The organism is Micromonospora sp. 4G55 (assembly GCF_016803375.1).
Genome location: NZ_JAEVHN010000675.1, coordinates 1 through 3,291 on the forward strand (window position 1 = coordinate 1; position 3,291 = coordinate 3,291).

Below are 3,291 nucleotides of genomic sequence, written 5' to 3' on the forward strand. Positions count from 1 at the left end.
GCCGCGACGCGCGCGCCGTCGCACCCGCGTCGACCAGCCCGTCATCGCCAACTGCGCGACCTGGGGCGCCCGGCCCCCGTCGTCACAGGTGAGCGTGGTGCAGAGCCGACCCAACAAGATCATCGTGCATCACACCGCGTTCCCGAACACCACCGACTACAGCCTGGCCAAGGCGTACGCGAACTCCCGCGACATCCAGAACCTGCACATGGACAGCAACGGCTGGCTCGACTCGGGGCAGCACTTCACCAACAGCCGGGGCGGGTACCTCACCGAGGGCCGGCACGGCAGCCTCTACGGGCTGCTGCACGGGCAGACCATGGTGCAGGGCGCGCACTGCGTCGGGCAGAACAGCCAGGCGATCGGCATCGAGAACGACGGGATCTACCTCGACGTGCAGCCGCCGGCGGCGCTCTGGAACAGCCTGATCGTCTTCTGCGCCTTCACCTGCCAGCAGTACGGCATCGCGCCCAGCGAGATCTACGGGCACAAGGACTTCAACAGCACCCAGTGCCCCGGCCTGCTGCACGGCCGGTTGCCCGAGCTGCGCGACGCTGTCGCCGCGCGACTGGGGTGATTGCTTATATAAGCCTCGGCTGATAGAAAGGGTCCGTGCACGCCTTCGACGTCCTCGGCGACCCGGTGCGCCGCCGCATCCTGGAGCTGCTCGCCGACGGCGAGCTCAGCGCCGGGAAGGTCTGCGCGGTGATCCAGCGGGAGTACGGCATCTCGCAGCCCGCCGTCTCGCAGCACCTTCGGGTGCTGCGGGACAACGGCTTCGCCACCGTCCGGCCGCAGGGCGCCCGCCGGCTCTACGCCGTCGACCCGCGACCGCTGCGCGAGGTCGACGAGTGGCTGGCCGGCTTCCGCCGGTTCTGGGCCCCGGCCCTGGACGCCCTCGCCACCGAGCTGGCGCGCGGCCGACGCGAACGGCGCCTGCACCCACCGCAGGACCCGACCGAGGAGAAACCCTGATGACCGACGTCACGCACCAGATCAGCGCCGTGCGGCGCACCGTGGGCAGCCGGAGCCTGGAAGCCGGCGAGGCCCGGGTGATGACGATCAGCCAGACGTACGACGCGCCCCTGGAGGACCTCTGGGACGCCTGCACCAACGCCGAACGCATCCCCCGCTGGTTCCTGCCGGTCTCCGGCGAGCTGCGGCTGCACGGCCGCTACCAGCTCGAGGGCAACGCCGGCGGCACGATCCAACGCTGCGACCCGCCGAAGAGCTTCGCCGCCACCTGGGAGTACGGCGGCGAGGTCAGCTGGATCGAGGTGCGGCTGACGCCGGAGGGCGACGGGCGTACCCGGTTCGAGCTGGAGCACGTCGCGCACGTCGACGACGAGCGCTGGACCGAGTTCGGCCCGGGCGCGGTCGGCGTCGGCTGGGACCTGGGACTGCTCGGCCTCGCCTCCTACCTGGCCGCCGACGGCAGCGGGATCTCGCCCGAGCAGGCCGAAGCCTGGATGGGCTCCGAGGAGGGTCGGCGGTTCGTCACCCTGAGCAGCGAGAGCTGGGGCGAGGCCAGCGTCGCCGCCGGCACCGACCCGGAGGCCGCGCGGGCCGCGACGGCACGCACCACCGCCTTCTACACCGGCGCGCCCGCCGCCTGACCACCAGGCCTTCCCGGGGTACGCGCGGAAGCGTGCCGGGCCGTGCGGATCCGCGCGGCCCGGCGCGCTCCCCAATCCCCTGGCGACTCACCAAACGAGCCGTTTCCGGCGGGCCGGGGAAAAACGGGGAGGCGGAGTGTCGGTGCCCGGGGCGACACTGACGAGCATGCCGCCGCCCCGCAGTACCGCCGACCTCGCCGCCCTCGTCCACAGCGGACACTCGGTGAAGTACCTCTGTTTCTGGGGGCACCGGCCCCGGCGCGACGGCACGATCGGCGCGGGCTGCCTCAGCCAGTGGTGGCCGGCGGCATTCACCATGGACGGCCACCGCTTCGCCACCGCCGAGCACTGGATGATGTGGCAGAAGGCGGCGCTCTTCGGCGACGAGGAGACCGGCGGGCGGATCCTCGCCGCTAGCCACCCGCACCGCGCCAAGGCGCTCGGCCGTCAGGTGCGCGGCTTCGACCAGGCGGTGTGGGAGGCCCGGCGGTACGACATCGTGGTCGCCGGCAGCGTCGCCAAGTTCGGCCAGCACGACGACCTGCGGGCATATCTGCTGGGCACCGGGGACCGGGTGCTGGTCGAGGCGAGCCCGGTGGACCAGGTGTGGGGCATCGGGCTGGCCGCCGACGACCCGCGCGCGGAGGACCCGGCCCGGTGGCGGGGGCTGAACCTGCTCGGCTTCGCGCTGATGCAGGCCCGGGAGACACTCCGGGAGCAGGCCGGTCGGGAGGCGCAACGGTCGCCGGAGCGGCCATCGGGCCGGTAACGTGCGGCGACATGACCGGCTCTCCCTACTCGCACTGCTCCTTCTGCGGCGCCGCCTACCCGGCGGGCGCCGGCTGGCCGCGGGTCTGCGCGGCCTGCGGCGAGACGGTCTGGCGTAACCCACTGCCGGTCGCGGTGGCGCTGCTGCCGGTCCGGACCGACGCCGGCCTCGGCTTGGTGGTGGTCCGCCGGGACATCGAGCCGGCGCGCGGCCTGCTCGCGCTGCCGGGTGGCTTCATCGAGTACGGCGAGGAGTGGGCCGACGCGCTGGTCCGGGAGCTGCGCGAGGAGACCGGCCTGATCGGCGAGGCCGACCAGGCCCGGCTGTTCGCGGTGCACGGGGCACCGGCCGGCGGCACCATCATGATCTTCGGGGAACTGCCCGAGCGGCCGGCCGACGGGCTGCCGCCGTCGGCGCCGACCGAGGAGGCCACCGAATGGCTGGTCCTCACCGAGCCGGTCGAGCTGGCCTTCTCCACCCACACGCTGGCGATGGCCGACTTCTTCGCCCGGCAGGGCTGAGCGCCACCTGACCGGGCGAGCCGCGCGGAGGGGGGAGCCTCCGCGCCGGATCACCCGCTCAGCTCGCCGAGCAGGTGGGCGTGGCGGACGGTCCCACGCCGGTGCCCTGGAAGCCGAAGGTGGTGCTGGCGCCGGCGCCCAGCTGACCGTTGTAGCTGACGTTGCGGAAGGTCAGGCTGCCGCTGGTGCCGCTGGGCTGCGCGTTCCAGGAGTTGGTGACCGCGGCGCCGGCCGGCAGGGTGAGCCCCACCGTCCAGCCGCTGACGGCCGACGAGCCGGCGGTGACCCGTACGGTTGCGACGAAGCCACCGGTCCAGGAGTCGAGCGACACGCTGGCGGTGCAGGACGCGCCGCCGGGCGGCGGAGTCGACGGCGGGGGCGTGGT

The 3,291-nt window shown here is 73.4% G+C and carries 6 protein-coding genes; 5 read left to right on the forward strand and 1 reads right to left on the reverse strand.

Translation table 11 applies throughout. The annotated features are described in order from the left end of the window. The 5 genes from JNW89_RS32140 to JNW89_RS32160 form a co-directional block, all read left to right on the forward strand. A partial coding sequence (locus JNW89_RS32140; RefSeq protein WP_238451914.1) for a peptidoglycan recognition family protein occupies positions 1-577 on the forward strand: 577 nt, incomplete at its 5' end. 35 nt (positions 578-612) lie between these two features. Continuing rightward, positions 613-975 carry a helix-turn-helix transcriptional regulator gene (locus tag JNW89_RS32145; RefSeq protein ID WP_238451915.1) on the forward strand — a complete coding sequence of 121 codons (363 nt, stop codon included), beginning with the start codon at positions 613-615 and terminating at the stop codon, positions 973-975. After that, positions 975-1,616: an SRPBCC family protein gene (locus JNW89_RS32150; RefSeq protein WP_238451916.1), complete on the forward strand. Its 642-nt coding sequence runs from the start codon at positions 975-977 to the stop codon at positions 1,614-1,616. The genes JNW89_RS32145 and JNW89_RS32150 overlap by 1 nt, the downstream gene beginning before the upstream one ends. A 166-nt stretch (positions 1,617-1,782) precedes the next feature. After that, a complete protein-coding gene (locus JNW89_RS32155; protein ID WP_238451917.1) occupies positions 1,783-2,385 on the forward strand; it encodes an NADAR family protein in 603 nt (200 codons plus the stop codon). Positions 2,386-2,396: 11 nt separating this feature from the next. After that, positions 2,397-2,906, forward strand: coding sequence for an NUDIX domain-containing protein (locus tag JNW89_RS32160; RefSeq protein WP_238451918.1), 510 nt, complete (start codon positions 2,397-2,399; stop codon positions 2,904-2,906). Between the two features lie 58 nt (positions 2,907-2,964). On the opposite strand, the gene JNW89_RS32165 is transcribed toward JNW89_RS32160, so the two are convergent. After that, positions 2,965-3,291 (reverse strand): cellulose binding domain-containing protein (locus JNW89_RS32165; protein ID WP_238451919.1); only part of this gene is annotated, 327 nt, incomplete at its 5' end.